15 protein-coding genes are annotated in these 17,932 nt (G+C 35.0%); 7 read left to right on the forward strand and 8 right to left on the reverse strand.

Annotated elements, in window-relative coordinates; all coding sequences use genetic code 11:
- The first annotated feature begins 274 nt into the window (after positions 1-274).
- Genes ABMA70_RS06760 through ABMA70_RS06775 form a run of 4 tightly spaced genes read left to right on the forward strand, consistent with a single transcriptional unit; the run spans position 275 to position 6,439 of the window.
- Positions 275-1,759, forward strand: coding sequence for a TolC family protein (locus tag ABMA70_RS06760; RefSeq protein ID WP_392990827.1), 1,485 nt, complete (start codon positions 275-277; stop codon positions 1,757-1,759).
- Complete coding sequence (locus tag ABMA70_RS06765; protein WP_392990825.1) at positions 1,756-4,950, forward strand: efflux RND transporter permease subunit; 3,195 nt, start codon at positions 1,756-1,758, stop codon at positions 4,948-4,950. Before ABMA70_RS06760 ends, ABMA70_RS06765 begins: the two co-directional genes overlap by 4 nt.
- Positions 4,950-5,558, forward strand: a complete 609-nt coding sequence (locus tag ABMA70_RS06770) for a TetR/AcrR family transcriptional regulator (RefSeq protein WP_103218975.1) — start codon at positions 4,950-4,952, stop codon at positions 5,556-5,558. The genes ABMA70_RS06765 and ABMA70_RS06770 overlap by 1 nt, the downstream gene beginning before the upstream one ends.
- 32 nt (positions 5,559-5,590) lie before the next feature.
- The gene (locus ABMA70_RS06775; RefSeq protein ID WP_392990823.1) at positions 5,591-6,439 is read left to right on the forward strand and encodes a class II glutamine amidotransferase; all 849 of its coding nucleotides are present in this window, start codon (positions 5,591-5,593) and stop codon (positions 6,437-6,439) included.
- Here the strand turns inward: ABMA70_RS06775 and ABMA70_RS06780 are convergent.
- The gene (locus ABMA70_RS06780) at positions 6,432-7,862 is read right to left on the reverse strand and encodes a hypothetical protein (protein ID WP_392990822.1); all 1,431 of its coding nucleotides are present in this window, start codon (positions 7,860-7,862) and stop codon (positions 6,432-6,434) included. The genes ABMA70_RS06775 and ABMA70_RS06780 overlap by 8 nt on opposite strands.
- Positions 7,859-8,755, reverse strand: a complete 897-nt coding sequence (locus ABMA70_RS06785; protein ID WP_392990820.1) for a YihY/virulence factor BrkB family protein — start codon at positions 8,753-8,755, stop codon at positions 7,859-7,861. The genes ABMA70_RS06780 and ABMA70_RS06785 overlap by 4 nt, the downstream gene beginning before the upstream one ends.
- Before the next feature lie 258 nt (positions 8,756-9,013).
- Here ABMA70_RS06785 and ABMA70_RS06790 point away from each other — a divergent pair, with 258 nt between their 5' ends.
- On the forward strand, positions 9,014-9,442 hold the full coding sequence (locus ABMA70_RS06790) for a hypothetical protein (RefSeq protein WP_103218971.1): 429 nt from the start codon (positions 9,014-9,016) through the stop codon (positions 9,440-9,442).
- Positions 9,443-9,463: 21 nt separating this feature from the next.
- On the opposite strand, the gene ABMA70_RS06795 is transcribed toward ABMA70_RS06790, so the two are convergent.
- Positions 9,464-10,108 (reverse strand): hypothetical protein, encoded by a 645-nt coding sequence (locus ABMA70_RS06795; protein WP_392990818.1) that lies wholly within the window; start codon positions 10,106-10,108, stop codon positions 9,464-9,466.
- Between the two features lie 163 nt (positions 10,109-10,271).
- Between ABMA70_RS06795 and ABMA70_RS06800 the strand changes: the two genes are divergently transcribed.
- Positions 10,272-11,018 carry a hypothetical protein gene (locus ABMA70_RS06800; protein ID WP_392990817.1) on the forward strand — a complete coding sequence of 249 codons (747 nt, stop codon included), beginning with the start codon at positions 10,272-10,274 and terminating at the stop codon, positions 11,016-11,018.
- A gap of 31 nt (positions 11,019-11,049) precedes the next feature.
- On the opposite strand, the gene ABMA70_RS06805 is transcribed toward ABMA70_RS06800, so the two are convergent.
- The 4 genes from ABMA70_RS06805 to ABMA70_RS06820 form a co-directional block, all read right to left on the reverse strand.
- On the reverse strand, positions 11,050-12,972 hold the full coding sequence (locus tag ABMA70_RS06805) for a serine/threonine-protein kinase (protein ID WP_103218968.1): 1,923 nt from the start codon (positions 12,970-12,972) through the stop codon (positions 11,050-11,052).
- Positions 12,973-13,033: 61 nt separating this feature from the next.
- Positions 13,034-13,555, reverse strand: a complete 522-nt coding sequence (locus ABMA70_RS06810; protein WP_103218967.1) for a hypothetical protein — start codon at positions 13,553-13,555, stop codon at positions 13,034-13,036.
- Complete coding sequence (locus tag ABMA70_RS06815; RefSeq protein ID WP_392990815.1) at positions 13,545-14,273, reverse strand: alpha/beta hydrolase; 729 nt, start codon at positions 14,271-14,273, stop codon at positions 13,545-13,547. Before ABMA70_RS06815 ends, ABMA70_RS06810 begins: the two co-directional genes overlap by 11 nt.
- 6 nt (positions 14,274-14,279) lie before the next feature.
- Positions 14,280-15,071: a GYF domain-containing protein gene (locus ABMA70_RS06820; protein ID WP_158246935.1), complete on the reverse strand. Its 792-nt coding sequence runs from the start codon at positions 15,069-15,071 to the stop codon at positions 14,280-14,282.
- 164 nt (positions 15,072-15,235) lie between these two features.
- On the opposite strand from ABMA70_RS06820, the gene ABMA70_RS06825 reads away from it, so the two are divergent.
- Complete coding sequence (locus tag ABMA70_RS06825) at positions 15,236-16,843, forward strand: hypothetical protein (RefSeq protein ID WP_392990813.1); 1,608 nt, start codon at positions 15,236-15,238, stop codon at positions 16,841-16,843.
- On the opposite strand, the gene ABMA70_RS06830 is transcribed toward ABMA70_RS06825, so the two are convergent.
- Positions 16,840-17,904, reverse strand: a complete 1,065-nt coding sequence (locus ABMA70_RS06830; RefSeq protein ID WP_103218963.1) for a Crp/Fnr family transcriptional regulator — start codon at positions 17,902-17,904, stop codon at positions 16,840-16,842. The genes ABMA70_RS06825 and ABMA70_RS06830 overlap by 4 nt on opposite strands.
- Positions 17,905-17,932: the final 28 nt, after the last annotated feature.

Here is a 17,932-nt window from a genome sequence, read left to right on the forward strand (position 1 = left end):
TAAAACTCTCTAAACTCATTTAATTGTGAGTATTTCTTAAAAGTTTCAAGGGCTCTTTGTGGATAATTCAGCTCGACCTCCTGGTCACGGCTAACTCTCTATCACCATTATATTCTAAAGCTCAACTTAAGCTTATCGCTAGGCAACAATGTTCATTTATAAAGTGAAAATGTTCGGCCATAAAAGTGTTTGGCAGTTAAACCAAATTATAGTAAATTTCAAACAAGCGTTTGAATCAAACAATTGTTTGAATACATAAGGGAGTAATTTTATTATGAAAGAGTACTTACGCCACGGACTCAACTTCTCAGTCCTCATGGTACTGATTACTGGCACTTCATTTAGTTGGGCCAATTCCCTTCCTGTCCTGCTCAGTGAGGATAAGCTCATTGCCTGGGCCGAGGAAGAAAACTTTAATCAATTAAGGATCTCATTAGAGGAACTTGCCAAGAAACAAGAAAGAGCAAAGTATGATGAAAACTTTGGTTTCAAATTAGATGCTCAAGCTAATTATCAAGAAACGAAAGAGAAATCTTTTGCACAGTTTATTCCGGTAACCTCTCCACTAGCAGATTTCCAAATGAAATTAAGTAAGAATTCTAAATACGGTCTTTCTTACGGAGTCTTGGTTAATGCAAATCAATACTCAAATAATTTCGTAAAAGATGGAACGACTTCTTCTGCAGGTGCATTCTTAGCTTTAGATATCTACAAGGATTTCCTAGGTTCAACTTCAAGAGCACAGGACGCAAGCCTTATGGTTCAAGAAGAGATTGCAAAGAGACAAAGAACAATTTCTTCACATGCATTTATTCAGGAAGTAAGAAAGCTATATTGGAAAATTGTAGCAAATAACGAATCAACTAAGATTGCTAAGGCGCTTCTAAAAACAACAAAAGAGCTAGAAAAAGACACAAAGAAGAGATACCGCAGTAATATCGCTGACAAAGGTGATCTTTCACGTATTAGCTCTCAGGTTGAAGCTCGTAATGGCCAGCTATATCTACTTGAGTTTGAAAGAAATGAATTACTTAAAACACTTAAGTCTCTCTTTCCTGAAAAGCTAGGTGGTAAGACAGTACAATTAGAATCTTATGATCTTGATAGTACGGTTGAAGAAGTTATGGGTTGTACTCAAACTATTGCTCAACACTCGTCTTCCCTACCACTTGAGTATACTGAATATGATGAAGTTCTTGGACTACTTCAAAAAGACTTAGAACTTTCTCAAAAAGTTAATAATAACTACGACAAATCGGATCTAAAACTAACGACTCAATTTGAAGTTGTTGGAAAAGAGTATAGTTACTCAAATAGTTTTCAAGAAATGACTGACAATGGTGATAACCGTTTTTCAGTTGGTATTCAATGGACTATGCCGATTGGTGGAGAAAAGGATAAGACAAGAGAGATTCAAGACAAAATTATCAAACGTCAAAACCTTGCTCAAGCACAAGAAGTGAAAGGAAAGCTCGATGCGTTCCATGCACAAACACTTCGATCAGTACTAACACTACAAAATGTTATTAGAGCTCAAAAAAGAAATGAAGTTCACCTAAGAGAAACATTAAAAGACTCTAAGAGAAAGTTTAAACAGGCCCGTGTTACATCACAAGACCTCTTGATCGATGAGAACCAACTTTTAAACTCAAATCTTGATGAAGTTAGTACAAAGTATCAAGTAATAGAAACTATTATCAATTACTTCACAGTTTTCAACCAAACACCGTGTAAGTTAAATAGAAGAGTTAAGCTATGAATCAATTATCAAAATTCTTTATAGAGAATCATAAGTTTACGATCGTTGTTACGTTTTTCCTTTTAATCTATGGATTAATGGGATTAAACAAAATGACATCAGAATCATACCCAACAGTTTCCTTTGCTACAGCAGTCGTAACGACAATTTATGATGGTGCTTCAGCAAATGATATTGAAATTAAAATTACAAAACCGATTGAAGATGAAATTAGAACTGTTTCTGGAGTAAAGGACGTTAAGTCAACTTCTCAAGCAGGTTTATCTAAAATTATCATCCGCGTTGATATGGATAATGTTGACAGTGTTGATGATGTAATGAGTGATCTACAAAAGGCAGTCGATCGTGTATCTGATCTTCCACAAGATCTACAAGATGCACCGCTCTTCCAAGAAATTGCTTCGGATGAAATTCCAGTTTATCAAATTGCTCTTGTTGGACCAAACAACGTAAGAGAAAGAGATGAAGTAGCAGATATTCTTAAAGAAGATATTGAAGATATCAAGGCCGTAAAAGGCGTAACACTTGATGGCTTTGCAAAGAGAAAATTTGAAATCATTCTTGATCTTCAAAAACTTGAAAGACAACACATTGGTATCGACGAAGTTTTAAATAAACTACGTCTTAGAAATGTAAACGTTCCAGGTGGTACACTTAAAACTGACAATGACCAAAAACTTGTTCGTATTGAAGCAAAAGTTAGAAATGTTGAAGAGCTTAAAAATATTCTTATTCGTTCGAACTTTTCTGGGGCAAATATCTTTTTAGAAGATGTTGCTCAAGTAATCGATGGAAAAGAAGAAAAGAAAGTAATCACTTCATACAATGGTGAAGAAGCGACTCTTATCACAATCTCTAAAAAATCAGGTGAAGACACAATCGCGATGGTTGAAGAGATTAAAGCTCACATGGAGAAGTTTGAAAAACGCTATCCTGAGTACAAGTTCTATGTATACAACAACGAAGAATTAAAAGTTGTTAACAAGCTTGAAGTGCTAGCTTCCAACGCAGTTTCAGGTCTACTGCTTGTAATCTTCTTCTTATTTATTTTCCTTCCTGGACGTATTGGACTTCTAGCAAGTATGTCTCTACCACTTGCTGTATTCGGTACTCTTGGGTTTATGCCAGATTATGGACTGACACTAAATGCGATGACAGTTCTAGCGCTAGTTATTGCTCTAGGTATGCTTGTTGATAACAGTGTTGTTATCAGTGAAAACTTCACTCGTCTAATGAATGAAGAAGGATATAGTGCTAAAGAAGCAGCCCTTTCAAGTGTTAAGTCTCTTTGGCTTCCAATTACGGGAACAGCGATGACAACGATTGCGGCCTTCATCCCAATGCTAGTAACGAAAGGGATCATGGGACAATTTATTATGGCGATTCCAATCATCGTAACTGTTTCTCTGATTCTTTCATTAGTTGAATCATTCTTCTTACTTCCAATGAGACTTGCAAAGTACTCAGGTTCAGCAAAGAAGACTGGTACAGAAAAGAAAGCAGACTGGTTTACTAAGTTTCAAGCAAAGTTTGAATCGTTAATGACTATCGCGATTAGACACCGCTATATTTCAGCATTTTTCTTTACAACTATTATTATCGGCTCACTTGTTTTCATGGCCGTTGGTAATAAATTTATTCTCTTCCCAGCAGATCAAACAGAAATTTACCTTTCTCGCTTTGAAGCTAAGAGAGGAACTCCTGTTGAGAAGACAGAAGAATATATGCTTGAAGTAAGTCGTAAGATCAAAGAAAAGATCGGTGACCAAGCTAAGCATATCGTTGGTTTCTCGGGGAAAGCTGCTATTGGTTTCTCTGATCCAAAAGATAAAGAAGGTAATAACGTAGGTCTACTATTCATTTACGTAAATGATTATGCAAAATTTAATATTGCTGAAACGCAGATGCTTAAGAAACTTCGTGAAATTAAAGTTGAAGGACTTAAGTCATTAACATTTGAATCTCAAGTTAACGGTCCACCTGTTGGTGAAGATATTCAAGGTACATTCAGAGCAAATAGTTTTGATCAACTTGATGCAATCATTGGTGAGATTTCAGAAGAGCTAGGAAAGATCGATGGAATTCTTGATCTAAAAACTGATGATGTATACGGTGATGAAGAAGTTTACGTAGATATCGACTATGTTCGTGCAGATCAGCTAGGTGTATCCGCTTCTCAAATTGGTACGGCCATTAGAGCAGCTATCGCAGGAAGTATTGCAAGTACTGTTACATTAGATAATAAGGATGTTGACCTTGAAGTACGCTTTAAGAAAGCACTTAGAGGTAAACCAAATGATATCCTTAACATTCAAGTTATGGATAATCGTGGAAACCTTATTCCACTAAAGTCATTTGCCAAAATTCGTAAAGAGAATGGTACTCCAAATGTTAAGCGTTATGACTTCAAAAGGTCTAAAACACTAATTGGCTCTGTTGATAATATTAATGCGACATCTGCAATGGCAAATATCAAGCTAAAGCAGATCTTTGATAAGGTTTCAGCTAAATATCCAGGTGTTTCACTACGCTTTGGTGGTGCCGCAGAAAGTACGAAAGAATCACTGGAGTCACTCGCTCAAGCAGGTGTCCTTGCAATTATTGCTATTTTTGCAATTCTTGTATTCCTGTTTAAGAGTTTTCTTCGTCCAATGATCATTATGATGACAATCCCTCTTGGATTTATTGGTTTCTCAATTGCCTTTGCGACGCCAATCCTTAGTGGTTACCCTGATCGTTCACGTCCAATCAGCTTCCTTGCCTTAATTGGTATTATTGGTCTAGCTGGGATTATCGTAAACTCAGGTATTGTTCTAATCAGCTTCATTGATGAGTTAAGAGCAGAAGGAAAACTTAGTTTAAATGAAATTCTTGTTAAAGCTTCTGGCTTACGTTTAAGAGCTGTACTTGTTACTTCTCTTACGACTGTATCGGGACTATTACCGACAGCTTACGGAATTGGTGGTTCAGATGCCATGCTTGTTCCAATGACGATGTCGATGGCATGGGGTCTAACTTCGGGAACAATTATGACTCTTATCTTCATTCCATGTGCTTACGCAATTATTGAAGACTTTGTTGAGTTTACGGATAGAATTTCGAATAAGATTTTCAAGAAAGGAAATACGGCTCAATCAAATAATGAAGAAGCTCCTGCTGAGATCGTAGAGACGAAAGAGGTAGAAGTATAATGAGCAAGACAACTAGAGATTTAATTTTAGCAACTGCGAGTCGGCTTTTTGCCGACCGCGGTTATGATAATACTTCAATTCGTGACATTGCAAAGGAAGCAGATGCGAATGTTTCTGCAATAAATTACCACTTTAAATCAAAAGCTGGACTTTATGCAGAAGTATTAAATGAAAACGTTTTACGTATGCGTGATAAGCTAGACGAGATCAAAGGACAGATTTCTTCAACTGAAGACCTGGCCATTGAAATCTACAAATACTTCATGGATGAAAGTAATACTTTCTTTAATTCCATGAAACTCTTTCTTATGAATACACTTCCACTGGATGAAGCAATTATGCCTCCAACATGCCTAGAGGAACCAATGGGGCCTCCTGGGACACATGTTTTAATGGAACTGATTCAGAAAGAAATTAATTATTCTGGTGATGAAGAAAAGCTCATCTGGGCCGCTAGAAATATCATGCATAATATCATCATTATTTCTCTTGTTGCCCAGTCTTCTTTTATCAAACTCATGAAAGAAAAGGTCTGCAATTTCTCTGAAGAGGAAAAAATTGAGTCTATTAAAAGAAATGTTCGTTCAACTTTAAATTTTATTAGATAAATCCGATCAGACACATAGAAGGAATTTTTTCTATGTGTCGATTATTTGGATTTAGATCAGTTATATTAAGTCAAGTTCACCAAAGCCTTGTTCAGGCTGACAATGCCCTTGAGGTACAAAGTCGAGAACACCCACATGGTTGGGGCGTTGCCTACTATGTAAGAAACTCACCGCATATTATCAAATCTACTTGTGCTGCACTAGAAGATAAGATTTTCAAAAAGGTTTCTGGTGTAGTTTCATCACAAACCGTACTTGGACATATTCGAAAGGCCACCATTGGAGAGACTAATATTCTTAACACTCACCCATTTCAATATGGGCATTGGACCTTCGCACACAATGGAAATATTAAAAATTTTGATGAGTGTCGTGACAAGATTCTTTCACATATCCCAGAGTATTTTCAAAAATTTATTTTAGGGACAACTGACAGTGAGGTTCTCTTCTACTTTCTCCTTTCAAAGATCTCAAAAGAGATCAACTTAAGTGAAGAAGAAATTGATATCGAATTTGTCACAAATATTATCAACAGTGCAATTGATGAGCTTATTGAAATTATTGGCGAATTGAACTTTGATCCAAAAGCTCCACCAACAGATAACTTCATTTCATTTATCTTAACAAATGGAAACCTTATGCTTGCCTTTAATGGTGGTAAAAAGCTTTACTATTCTACATATAAGAACAAATGTCTCGATCGAGATACCTGCAGTAGTTTTTCCCCAGAATGTGAGGCACCAACTAAGACAGGTTTTGTAAACCATCTAATCTTTTCAAGTGAGCCACTATCTGGTGACAATATTTGGATTGATCTTAAGCCTATGGAAATTATGGGTGTAGATTTTAAAATGAGATTATTTAACAAAAGCCTTAGATAGCTCGATAGAATTTCCCCGAGTTTAAGTACTCATGGTAATCATCCATTTTATATACCTTCATTCTACTGATCGAGTAATCATAAATAACAGATTGGAGCATCTGAGGATTTAATCGCGATGTAGCAAATGCTTCCCAAAGGGCCTTGTACTCATTCCCATCAATAGCTTCATCAGCAAATAAGATATGGCAAATTGCGAGATACTTAAGCTTTGAATCTTCTTTCTTAATACCTTTGAAAACCCTTTCAATATACTTCTTATTTAAAAAGCCATTGATTTTTTCAAGGTCATAACGATCATTTAAAACAAGATTAATTATCAGAAGAATCTCTTCTTCTACGACCTTACCTGATAAGATTTCATCGATACCCTCAACAATCCCTTTCTTTCTTCCAGATTTAATAAAATCAGAAAAAGTTGTCAGTCTATTCTCATCTAATCTTAAGAAGTGTTTCGCAAAAGTTAGAAATAGCATATTGGCCATATCGTAAAGCGGTTTCTCTTCGTGCCATATTTTACGTATAAATTTACGATTTTTCTTAAAGACAGTTGGTACTTGAATAAGGACACTAAAGAGCCAAAATACCTGTTCTATATTATTAACGACGAAGTTCGCATCGTAGTTATCAAAAAACCACTCTTCTTCTTTTTCAGTTAATTCGTGATCTGCGAGAAGGACAATCAAAGAAATAAATGGAGAGACAACTTTCCAGCTATCGTCGTGAAACTCACCGAGATGCATCTTCTTAATAACTGATTTAACAGCTGCAATTTCCTTTTTATTTACTTCGCCATCAGACTTTACAGCGGCAATGACTTCATTACGCATCTTTAGAATTTCATCTTTAGAATATGCATTTACTGCCAAAACATTCTTAATATCAAATGAATGGATTGGAACCTTTGGCATGTGTCCACTAATATGACGTAAAATATTTCGAAGGCTTTCAAATTCAGCTTGATCCAAAACACCATCATTAGAATATGAGATCATTAATGAGAACAATAAGGCATTTGAGTAATCTCTAAGTCCTGCTCTATTAAAGTAATGGGTACGATAAAATCCATCTCTGATATATTCAAGATCTTCTTCTTTAATCTCTAGATGTTCATAAGCTTCACGTAATACATTTGGCGCTTTCTTATTTCTAATCTTCGTACTAAATACGTCAAAAAGGCGAAAGAAAATCTGCTTCTTTTCCTCATAAGTAAACTTAGCATTGATATATTTGAATGAGCTTTTCCATCGATTGTAAAAGGATTGATCTTCATCAATTTCATTAATAATTTTTTCAACTTGATTATAGGAGCTAAAAGACCATGAATAGAAATAAGCAAAGAAATTCTTTCGAAGTACCTTATCAATATGTAAATCCTCACATATTTCATGGCACATCAATAGAATGACATCTTCTTTAATCAACGCTTACCTCTTTTCTTGCCATCGAAAATCTTAATCTTAGGCACATAAGTATAACAGGCCCCTAAATAGAAGGAACATATAATATAATAAACCCAAATCATTGCTACGAGTAGGTTATAAAAACTTCCGTAGTCACTAACTAAATCATCTTTAAAATACTTAAGATAAACCCAATAAGTCGATTTGCCGATGAAGAAGCACATAACAAATACGCATGCACCACAGAGCGCATCTTTATAGCTAACCTTGATTTGTGCTGAGACCTTATATACAAGAGCAAAGGTTGTAATTGTAAATGGTAACAAGAGTAATTCAATAAGATAATAAAGTTCATTTGAGTGTTTTGTTACATTTGATAACAAACCAACAATCACATTCTTTTCCATCAAAAATGAAACGATTAGAAAAAAGAGAGCTAAGACAACACCAAAAATAGCAGATCTTAGATCATCTTGAATCATTCCCCCGTCAATATCCACTTTTGAAAGAGTATTAATTCCAAAAATAAATGAAGTACTAATACCTAAACAAGCAAAGAACCAAAGACCAAGCTGATGCCAGTCCACAAATGAGCCCTTTACCTGCTCTTCTACTAGATGCTTAATAGCATTTAAGACAGAAGTATCAATTTGTGGAAAATTTGAAAAGATCATTGAAATGATATGTTCTTTTGCCGTATCACTATCACCTAGATAAGCACCAATAATTGAGATAAGAATCATGATCGCCGGGCCAAAACTTAAGATCGTAAAGAAAGTTGTTGCACCCGCCAGTACTTCTCCCTTTCTCTTTTTAAATAAAAAAATTGAGGCAATTAAGCGAAGTACGAATGTCTTACAAAATTCAAGAAAGTCTTTTTCAATTTTGTCAGGATCGAACCTAACGGCGTTCATATATTTTTTCATTTGCTATTCAGGTACGAATACCTGACTCCCTTTCTCTTCTTTTCATCGATTCCTACATATATTCATCGGTTATAAATCCCTGAATTTTAGTTTGTTCATTCTTTTTTTTTCCGCAATTTTAAGTACCTACAAAAGTTAGCCGATAAGTATGATTAGCTGATGGTCAAAGATTACCATCTCAAACTGCTTTTAAAATGGTGGTAAAATACTAAGGTGGCCCTGGTCACTTCTAGGATGGAGAAAATAATGAGTAAGTTAATTATCGCAATTTCATTAATGTATTTATCGTCACAATTTTCTTTTGCAAGAAAACCAGCGGTAGAAGATACATATACTTCTTCAATCGAAGAATATAAAGAAGTTGAACCTTCAAAAGCAAAAGGGTATGACTTCTCTCCAACGAGAAAACCCTCTACTGCAAAAACAGAAAGAGTACATAGCCCAGAACTTTTAAAAGTAGAAAGTTATACAGAAAGTAATGCCTCAGAAAGCTTACTTTACCTTTTCTTTATTCTACTTCCAATTGCAGTTAGTGCTTATACATTCTTCAGAGCGAACAAAGATTCTTACGCTAATAACCTAAAGCGCGAAGAGACTACTGATCATTCTAATGTAACTCACCTCTCAGATAAGAGAAGTACAAAAGAGAAAGACGAAGTTAAGAAAGCTTCGTAAATATCCTAAAAAAGAACTAATTTATTTTTTATATGTTTGAGACCACTCACTCCCATTAACATGGGAGTAAGCCTTATAGACTGAACCACTAGAGATAACGACATCTAGTTGTCCATCATTATTAACATCCATAAAGTTAACTAAATGTGCCCTCTTATAAAGGCCATAATTATCTTTGTTCTCTTGCCAAATTTGTCCGAAGTTATGAATTTTAATATTATCTAATTTTCCATTCTCAACTACGATTCCCCATAAATTGGAAGAACCATATGTATTGATATAATTAGTATTACCATTAAATTGGTAGAAGAGTGTTGCTGTTTTATTTTCTGAAATCTTTCTTCTTTTAATTCGATAGATGTGAGAATTAAATCCTGAAATTGGAAATCGATAACTAAAAATTAATCTTTTTTGAACATCATAAATCTGTAAAGTCGGGATACCATCAACAATTGAGGTTCCAATATACTCTCTTACAATGTCGCCATTTATATCAATTTGGTAAAGTGCGGAATCTTTCTTGTAATGAGTTTTAGCTCTCTTCTTCTCTTCCTTTTTGCTACCTTGTGTATAAAAATCATCGAGAAGCCAGGCATCCTGAGCAATACTATTTGTTGAAAATAATAAGATCGGACATAGGCCAATCATCAATTTTAATGACAACATATGTTAATTATATCATCGAGTTCAAATTCCAACATCCCCATGCTCTTTTATTCCCCTATTTCGTCAAAAACAGCGACAAACAATATCCTCGAGGGCCTAGAAGATTGACGTATGCTCGACTAATTCGATAATATTTTGCAATAGGACACACAGAGGGGACATAATGCAACGCCAGATTGGTTTTATTAAAAATCAGAATCAAATTATTATCAGAGATTTAAATAGCAACACAAAAAGCAAGATTGCTGACGTGGCAGAAGTATCTGAAGAGAAATTTGACTGCATCTTTTATTCTCCTGAATTATTAGAAGAAGAGGTTGTCCATAACTTTCTAAAGAAAGAATCAAAGTACACACCACTACATGAAGGAAATAATTTTTTTGAAAGCTCTGAACAATTTGAAGCAGAATCAAACGATAAACTAAAACAAGTATTTGATAAGATTTCAAGTAACTGGATTTTGCAAAATAATATTGTTCTACTAGAAGAGCTATTCGAAGTAGTGGATCACCTAAAAGCTCTATGGCCAAATGATAGAACTGCCTTTTTCGAAGAACTGTGGCATATTTTCAAAATCAATCTAGGTGCTAATAATCTAAAGCTTATCTATAATGATATCGAAGACGTTTCAAAAAATAGCGATAAAAAGGCACTCGTTCACATTACGATTGATGGAGACAAAAAACCAAACCCAGTTAAGGGAAAAGAGTTTGAAGCAAAGTTAATGAAACACTTTGAAGAAGAATTCGTAAATGCTTTTCAAATTGTAGAATACAGTGAAGAAAAGGGTGAATTAACTATTTGTGGAAATATTCTAAAGAGTCCATTTATTATTATGGCCAATATTGGTCAAATAACAAAGCTTCAAGAGTCAGTTCTTGCAACACTAATTAAAGCATTATCAAGATAAAAAAAAGGCCCGCTAAGCGGGCTTTTTTTTTTTATAATAATTTACAAAGATCGACGACCTTGGAATTTTGAATTTCGAAACTTACCTTATGTGGTACAGAGCTCTTTGCATCCTTAATAATGACTTCATATTCCTTTGGAACACTATCACCTTGTGGACTTATTCCAGTTGCAAATGGAATCCCTGGAACAAAGCGGATAGGTAATCTCTCTTCTCTTTGCTCTCCAAAAAGTTCAAAACTGATCGTTCCCTTCAAACAAGCAGAACTTGTTTGTAGATATCCAAAGTATGCTTTTGGCATCGATTCAACTTGAATATTACGAGACTCTCCATCCTGAATTGAAATATCTTGGACAATGAAGTGCTCACGCCCTGTCTTCTCTACACGAACAGTTAATAGTTCATTTGCATTTACTTTTATACGATTTAAAACATCAACACTTTGTTCAGATCCATTGATATAAAGTTTATCTTTATTTCGACTGAAGTTCTTAAGCGTTATCGTTCCACGCTGGTTACTTGTAGGCTCACGCTTTGTTTTAGCCTTTGGCTCTACTGTCGTTGCAACCTCAGTTGGAGTTGTTGATGAATTTTTCAAGAAAGGAATATGATCCTTAGCAAAGTAAACTCCAGCAGCAATTGCTGCCACAGAGGCAACATGAATGAAGTAGTTCTTTTTCTTTGCTTCAACTTTCTTCTTTTTCTTAATTCGCTTGATCTTAGTACTAGCACTAGTCTTATTAGAGCGAATATCAATCTTATTAATTTTTGTTTTTGATGACTTTGAGGCCATATCAAGTTTAGGTAATGAACCTTCTACTTGAATATCTGTTTGTTCATCAATATCAAGTTCAAAAAGTGCCTCTTTTTCTTTTCTCTTCTTAGCTACAGATGGTTGAGTTGCATCAACACTATCATCACTACTGTAAGGCTTACCTTCTGTTTCATTTTTATAATCTTTAATATATGGGCCAAGCTCAATCTGACCAAATTCGTACATTCTTTCACGGTCAACTTTAATCTCATCTTTGAATAACTCTTTAGCGAAGTATGAAAGATCTGAAGAGTTGAAGTCTGGATAAGTTGAGTATAAGAACTTATTTAAAGCTCGAGCAAACTCTTCAAGAGATTGGTAACGCTTGTTACGATCTTTATGAAGGGCCTTTAAAATAATCTTATCAAGTTCTTTTGGAACCATTGGGTTAATTGATGAAGGTACAGGAATTTTACATTCTTGAATCTTCTTTAATACCGCTAGATCATTTGAAGCTTTGAAAAGCTTTCTAGAACATAGCATTTCCCATAATGTAATTGCTGTAGCAAATAGATCGTAACGTGGATCAAGATCTAAACCATCTAAGTATTCAGGAGCAAGGTATGATAACTTACCTTTAATAGTTCCCGCCTGAGTCGCTTCAGAGTTAGTTTCAGACTTTGCAATACCAAAGTCGATTACCTTTACTGAGCCATCAAAAGTTAACATGATATTATGAGGTGAAATATCACGGTGAATAATATTTGCAGGTTTCCCTGTTAGTTTATCAGTGAATGTGTGAGCGTAGTGAAGGCCTTGGGCTGCTTGAATCGTAATAAAAGCTGAGATTTCAACAGGAAAGACATAGTTATGTTCTTTAAGTTTATCGATATATTGCTTTAAGTTTCTACCATCGCAATATTCCATCGCAACAAAAAGCTGACCATTATGAAAACCATAGTCATAGGTCTGAACGATATTTGGATGTAATAATCCAAATGTCGTCTTAATTTCATCCATGAACATAGTTTGAAATGCTTCGTCAGATGAAAATTGTGGCTGAACCATTTTGATTGCTACAATTTTATCGGCTTGCTCCCCCAGAAAGCGAGCTCGACAAATTTTGGCCATACCACCATCAACTAGGTGATCTAGAATAAGGTATCGACCAAATCTATCAAATTTCTTTTCTTCACTCATTACTAAAGCTCCTCGAATTTTTATCGGAACTTCAGAGTGCAAACTTTAGATAAGTTTTTGACTAAAAATGCAGAGTTTTCACTCTATAATTTGGAAAATGAATCTTTAAGTCACCGATATCAGATGTAGCACAAAGTGTTTTACTCTTGTATAACGACAAAAAGAATTTATTGAAATCTGGATGGTTTGCAATGGCAAGATCAAAGTCATTAGTTACGACAGGTTGAAGCTCTTTCGATAAAACTTGATTATAAAACATTGCATGAGAAATTCGGTCAGAGTCTAAACTAAATGTGATAGCAACATAGACATCCTTACACTCTTTAAGGCGTCTTGACTCACCTTCAGAAAACCATTGCCAAAACGGAGAGCTTGGCTCGATTTTAGTTAAGAAAACATCATACATTAAATTAAGCTCTGAATACCAAGAGAGGCGTTGAAACTTCAAAGGATCATTCCAAGGCTTACCACCAGCAGTACCACCCTTGATAATAGATTCTCCGCCTTTGACAAAGTTCTTTGTCATATTTCCGCAAGAAGTTAATAAAACCAGGGCAAAAAGAGCTAAAATTTTAGTTTTCATGTATCCAATTATAAGTTTCTTTGAAAATAATGTCTTGTTTTTTTATGGTCTTTACAGAATTAAACTCAGGGATTTCAACCTCTTCTCTAAATTCACTCATAATTGTCTCAAAGATAATACTGTCTTTATTACTACTAAAGATTAAGTTTCGACATTGCATGAAATAGACGTTCAATTGAACTTTTTTCAAGATTTGGTTAAGAACAACTAGAGTCTTCTTTGTTACAAAGTTATTGGCCGTTAAGTCATTGCTTTGCTTTGATAGCTTAATATGAGAGCGTGACAAGAAATTTGGTTGCCATGGTATTTTAGATATTAATTCATTTTTTATGTTCTTATTATATTCAGTTCTAATTTTAGGATTTAAGAATATATTACCTTTTACATTATCAAATAGCGTGGAATAAAAAAGAGAGATCAATGCACCTTGATTAACGGCCAGAGTATAAATCTCCTCACCTTGCGCAAGTTTACTATGTTGATATAGTTCATTTAAAAAATTCTTAACGTGATTAATACTTTCAAAGTGTCCACGTGTGCCAGAACTTAGGCCATGGCCAATATAATCAAAACAAACAACATTCACCCCTTCTTCCACAAGCAAGGGAATTAAACTATCGTAAGTATAGTGGCCTCCGCCAATATCATGAAAAAGAATGAGGGTTTTTGCTTCCTCATTACCTGAATGATACTCACGAATATAGATCGAAGTATCCATCTTAAATTAACCGATATAGCTTTTAATCGAGCTTTCAGCTTCGTCTGAGAGATTAACAAATCGGAGAGCAAAACCTTGGTTCTCATTAAGATGTCTTACTACTAGGCCCGAGGCAATAAAGTGGTAATCAGTATTTTCAGGGTGAACATTTAATGTGACCTCATCACCTACATTAAATGGAAAATTCGAAACGAGAACTTGCATACCACCGATTGAGATATCGCGACAAACTCCTTCAAATACCTGTTGAGAATCATGAAAGAACATACGAGCAACAAATGGCTTTCTTTGATTTAATCTTCTTTCATCATCTGTAATTAATGGAGGAACAGTCCCCATTACCTTCTTAGCAATTGGTGTTTCTGCTAAGAAAACCCATTCGTTTTCACCAGGAATATAGGCAAGAGTTTTTTCATTAATACGATTTTGCTGATAAGCCTTTTGTAAATCAATTACACTAAACGGCCCATACTCAACTTCTTCCATTCCTCGATCAAGACCAATTTTAATCGTAATTATTTTTTCATCATCTTTGATATCATCCCATGAATAAAGAACGACGTGCTGATCATCAATGACAGGAGGCATATCGAGCTCTGGAGGAAGTTCATCCATTACACGCTTATTTAATAAGTGTCCTAGCTCTGTTGCTTCTGAAATAAGTTTCCAATTATCAAATCCTTTAGTCCAAACATAGCTATCAGGTGTAAGCTTTCCTTTTCCAAATAGGACTTCAACCTCTTCCAATTCAACAGGTCCTACTCTTTCACCTTTTTCAACGTAATACCATTGTGCCATATTCTTCTCCATTTGATTTGCACTTCCTATTTTAACCTGTTGATATCATTAACAAAATTAATGAAAAATATTGCCCCTAAGAAGCATCAAATGGGAATAATACTTTAGTAAAAAAGGCTGAATTATATTTAAGTTTTAGTTTTTCTTAACCGAAGAGTTAATTGATGAAAAAGATCTTACTTGTTTTGACATTATTATTCATGGCCTCTTGTGCGAAAGAAGAATTTGCAACACGCAAGAATTCTAACTCATTTGGGACAGACCCTACTCAGACAGTAAACAGTGAAATGTGTTCTAAGTTTACTTATATTAGGCCACCTGTTGACCTACTCTTTGTTTGGGATAACTCAACAAGTACCAGCTTTATTAGTAGCCAGACTAAAACAGCACTAAATAATGTTGTAAACAATATTGCGGATCGATTTGATTACCAGGTTCTTATGGCGCCTCTTATTGGTTCAGGTAATAATGGCACATACTTTTTTTCTCGCTCAGGAATTAATCCTTCAGGAGTTACAACAATATCTCGCTATGCCGCTTCAAATGTTATTTCAAACTTTAGTCCCCAATCAGGAACAAAAGAAGGCGGTCTTTCTCGTATTAACGAACTTGTAAAATTAAATCAATTAAATGGTGCCCTTAGAAAAGACGCCTATACAATCATTGTTATCATGTCTAACGAGGATGATAACTCATGGAATACAACGGGTGTCAACTTACCAAATAACCACTCACTATCTGTAAAGTATCGTAAGGCCATGGCCCATGACCTTCTATGTATGCGTGGTAATTATAATGGAGCACTTTACTCTCAATCACTATATACAAGTGATGATAAACAAATGCTTGGAACAACTCGTAGTACAGCTGCAACGTTTAACTCAACTTGTAGTAATGTTGGTAGCTACGAACTTAATTCATCGATGATGAGACTAATTTCTTTAGCTCCATCAATTGACCCTAGCTCTTACAATTGCCCACAAGTATCAAAAGGGAAAAGAAACTATAATTATCACGGAGCCAGTGATCTTATTTACAATCAACCATATGATAACTTAAGCGGAAGTAATCCATACCCATTTCCATACTCATCATATTCGTACAATGGATTCGGTCAAAATGATAATATTAACGTATGTACTCAGAGTAACTTCAATAATATTTTTGACCACGTAAACAATTCAATTGTTGATGCAATTCTTAAACACAAATACAACTACTGGAAAGTAGCAGAGCCAGGTGCTCTTATCGATACTAGTTCTCTAATTATCACAAAGTATGTAAGAGGAAGCTCTCAAGCTGGAACACCAATTCTTGAAGGAATGAGCAATGGCTATACTTATATTGGTGAGAGAGGAAACTTTGCAACAAGATACTCTCCTTCAGTTGGAGAAGAACACTCTGGCCACATCATTCGCTTAAATGGAAATGCAATTGTGGAATATCCAGAATGTTTAGTTGTAAGCTATCAAACACCACAAAACTTTTATGGTTACGTAAAACTTAATAGTAAGCCTGTTGAAAGTTCGATTACTCTTAAGATTAATGGGCAGACTATTAATAAGAGTTCGACAAATGGATGGCAATTAATGAAATCAGGATCTAATCCTGCCTATTATTCAAACTTCAATATTAAGGTGACAAGTCCAACAGATGACACTCCAGCGACACCTGTTATGAACGAAACTGGTTATTTCTTAAAACTTTATGGAAATGCTATTTATAGTGATGGTGCCAACGTTGAAGTAAACTTCTATCCAACTGGAAACTAATAACTATTACCGGCCTTTTCTTCATTTAAACGTTGCCAAGCAACTTGAAAGATTAGGCCCGGTAAAATTTTAATCAATTTATCCATATCTACAACATTAGTCATATTACCTTTGTCATCCACGAAAATATCTTCCACAATTCCCGCTAATATTGCAGGACGAATATCTTCAGCGTTAACAATCGCTTCACCTTCCTTAAGCTCAGCAATAACTGCAGATAAATCGGCAGAAGACTTTCCTTTAGTAATACCTTTTGCAAGAAGTTGATTCTTCATACGAGAAAGAATTAGATTGCACTTCTTCGTTGTTTTTATTTTCTTATCATCTGTTTTTATTTTTTCAGCATTAACAAAAGCTACAATACTTCGAAGATTTTCAAGATTAGGTATTTTGACAAGCTTTGGTTGCCCATCCTTGTCATCTTCCATAACAATTAAACCTTCTCTTTTTAAAAGTTCTATCATCTCTTCAAATTTAATTTCAGAAACACCAAAGATATCGAATAGGTAATAACGAATTGAACTTATATGAATTCGATGAGCACCATCCTCACCTTTTTGTGCGTGTACTTTTGATGATAGATAAATCCCTGCAAGAATTCTTAGGACATCTGTTGTGTGAAAGAAGACATACTCGCCAACTTTACCATCTTTACCGAAACCAACAGAATTAGTCTCAAGTGCTTTTACACGATCATTCGTCTTTCTCAAACGTTCAGCAAGAGTATTAACGATTGTTTTAAACCATGGATTAAGACCCTGCATTGTTTTATCGAATGCAGAAAATGTAACGCGAACAACATCTGTAGGAACAATGGCAGCAGCAGAACAACTTCTTCTTGATCCCTTATCATCAAAATAGGCCATCTCACCAATAACTTCACCAGCACGAAGGATTGCAATTTCAACAAAGCCCTGTCCTTTTGGAATATAGAGTCTTATCTGTCCTTTTTGAATAATATAAAGAGAATCCGCTGGATCGTTTTGGTTGAAAAGAACTTCACCTGCTTTGAATCGAACGATACCAGATTTGTGTTGTTTTTGTGTTTGAGCTTGGGCCATCCATAGTCCTACTAAAAAGCAGGACTAC

This window comes from Halobacteriovorax sp. XZX-3 (genome assembly GCF_043196495.1).
Classification (GTDB): Bacteria; Bdellovibrionota; Bacteriovoracia; order Bacteriovoracales; family Bacteriovoracaceae; genus Halobacteriovorax_A.

Excerpts from the sequence above, each read along its gene's own strand:
- ABMA70_RS06760 (WP_392990827.1), top strand. The coding sequence starts at position 275 with ATGAAAGAGTACTTACGCCACGGACTCAACTTCTCAGTCCTCATGGTA.
- ABMA70_RS06765 (WP_392990825.1), top strand. The coding sequence starts at position 1,756 with ATGAATCAATTATCAAAATTCTTTATAGAGAATCATAAGTTTACGATC.
- ABMA70_RS06770 (WP_103218975.1), top strand. The coding sequence starts at position 4,950 with ATGAGCAAGACAACTAGAGATTTAATTTTAGCAACTGCGAGTCGGCTT.
- ABMA70_RS06775 (WP_392990823.1), top strand. The coding sequence starts at position 5,591 with ATGTGTCGATTATTTGGATTTAGATCAGTTATATTAAGTCAAGTTCAC.
- ABMA70_RS06785 (WP_392990820.1), bottom strand. The coding sequence starts at position 8,755 with ATGAACGCCGTTAGGTTCGATCCTGACAAAATTGAAAAAGACTTTCTT.
- ABMA70_RS06790 (WP_103218971.1), top strand. The coding sequence starts at position 9,014 with ATGAGTAAGTTAATTATCGCAATTTCATTAATGTATTTATCGTCACAA.
- ABMA70_RS06795 (WP_392990818.1), bottom strand. The coding sequence starts at position 10,108 with ATGTTGTCATTAAAATTGATGATTGGCCTATGTCCGATCTTATTATTT.
- ABMA70_RS06800 (WP_392990817.1), top strand. The coding sequence starts at position 10,272 with ATGCAACGCCAGATTGGTTTTATTAAAAATCAGAATCAAATTATTATC.
- ABMA70_RS06805 (WP_103218968.1), bottom strand. The coding sequence starts at position 12,972 with ATGAGTGAAGAAAAGAAATTTGATAGATTTGGTCGATACCTTATTCTA.
- ABMA70_RS06810 (WP_103218967.1), bottom strand. The coding sequence starts at position 13,555 with ATGAAAACTAAAATTTTAGCTCTTTTTGCCCTGGTTTTATTAACTTCT.
- ABMA70_RS06815 (WP_392990815.1), bottom strand. The coding sequence starts at position 14,273 with ATGGATACTTCGATCTATATTCGTGAGTATCATTCAGGTAATGAGGAA.
- ABMA70_RS06820 (WP_158246935.1), bottom strand. The coding sequence starts at position 15,071 with ATGGCACAATGGTATTACGTTGAAAAAGGTGAAAGAGTAGGACCTGTT.
- ABMA70_RS06825 (WP_392990813.1), top strand. The coding sequence starts at position 15,236 with ATGAAAAAGATCTTACTTGTTTTGACATTATTATTCATGGCCTCTTGT.
- ABMA70_RS06830 (WP_103218963.1), bottom strand. The coding sequence starts at position 17,904 with ATGGCCCAAGCTCAAACACAAAAACAACACAAATCTGGTATCGTTCGA.